The sequence below is a fragment of the Larkinella sp. C7 genome, assembly GCF_006149005.1.
Classification (GTDB): Bacteria; Bacteroidota; Bacteroidia; order Cytophagales; family Spirosomataceae; genus Larkinella.
The window spans coordinates 1-1,602 of the sequence record NZ_VBSL01000050.1; the positions used below are offsets into that span (position 1 = coordinate 1).

Annotated in this window: 1 protein-coding gene; it reads right to left on the reverse strand. The window is 43.5% G+C overall.

The features are described 5' to 3' along the window. Positions 1–99 precede the first annotated feature (99 nt). Positions 100–1,494, reverse strand: coding sequence for an ISNCY family transposase (locus tag FH871_RS34275; RefSeq protein WP_032672887.1), 1,395 nt, complete (start codon positions 1,492–1,494; stop codon positions 100–102). Positions 1,495–1,602 lie beyond the last annotated feature (108 nt).

A 1,602-nucleotide genomic window follows, 5' to 3' on the forward strand; every position in this document is an offset into this window, starting at 1 on the left:
TGAAGAAGTTGCCCTTGAGTAGGACTTTAGGGTGACTTTTCATGTCAATCGAAAATGACTTTGTCCCGTCAAAATCAAGTTGATAGGAGAAAAAATCTGCTATAATTGTAGGCGAGAAGCCTTGTTCTTCTCAGCTTGAAATTCTTCATAGGATTTTCCAATCTTATGAAGATATTGTTTGAAAGATGCAAGTTTCCACGGGTGTGATTGTGGAGGAATATACTTGCGTCTTTCTTTTTTCTTTTCTTGGGCTGGTTCAAATTCATCTGAATGGCGTTCGTGTTCCTGTAAAGGCCTAGTAGCATAAGTCTTGTCAGCGATATTGAGGTAGATGTCACCGTTAAAAGCCTCAATAACCAAGGCTTTCGTTTTTCGGGCAAAGAAGACTTCCTTGTCTCCCTCAGTGGGTAAGTAAAACTTGTTTTGATAACGAATATGGTGCCCACTATCAATCACTCTTTCACTCACCCTAGCTAGAAGTAGATTCCTCTGAGCAGGCTTAGGAGCCTCCTCAAAAACGGATAAGCTTGCTTTGGCTCCGAACTGCTTGTTAAACCGCTTGATCCAGCCTTTTAGGTAACGGTTGGCTTGGTCAATGCTTGTGATACCATGCCTTTGGAGGTCAATCGGAAGGCGGGACTGCAGGGTCTGATTGAGCCTTTCGACTCGCCCCTTGGCTTGTGGAATAGATGAGGTCTTGATGGCGATGCCCAGCTGATGGCAGGCGTAGCCAAATTGCGTGAAGGTGTCCTCTTCCATCTTTTTGGACTGTTTAGAGACATAAGTGAAGACTGTTCGCTTATCGGTCAGGAACTGAAAAGGGATGCCTTGGGTTGCAAGAATCTGTTCCAAAACATGGTAGTAGCCCTTCAGGGTTTCTTGGGTGTCAAAGTAAGCCCCGACAATATCACCAGAGGCATCATCAATGGCGACGTGAAGATGGGTTTCCTCTTGTCCAAACCAAAAGAATTGACTGGCATCCATTTGGATAAGCTCGCCTCTATATTTTTTTCTAGCCCGACTAGGATGGGCTTTCTCTGGTTCTTCTAAGAAGTCGCTAGCAGTAGGGAGGAGTGGCTCTTCTTTAGCTTGCTTGCGTTTCTTAGCCTCTTTTTTTAAGCGTTTCTTGGTTTTTCGTTGTGTCTTAGGTGAGAGAAACCCAGCTTGATAGAGGAGCTTTCTCACGGTAGTATCGGAGTAACAGATGCCGTCTTCCTCAGCTAGGAGCTCACAAAAATGAACAACATTAGGTCTCATAGCTCCATAGTCTTGATATTTCCCAATAATTCTTTCTTTGATTTCTGGAGGCATAGCGTGGGCTGGCTGTTTCTGCCTATTCCCATGGATAAAAGCCTGCTTACCCTTATTCTGATAGGCAATGACTAGGCGATTCACCTGCCTTTTGGATATGCCAAGCTCCACACAGGCCCTATTCTTTGTTTTCTTTCCGTCACAGACTGCTTTAATAGTGATATATTTCTTAGTCTCAGTCATGGTTAGCTCATTTTTCCTCATCATTCTAGTTTAACAGATGGGACATTTTCTCCTTCGACCTAACTAAGACATTATCACTTTCGAATGATACTTTTTTGAAAAGGGAAA

Bases quoted from the DNA above. Each gene is read 5' to 3' on its own strand.
- FH871_RS34275 (WP_032672887.1), bottom strand. From the start codon at position 1,494: ATGACTGAGACTAAGAAATATATCACTATTAAAGCAGTCTGTGACGGA.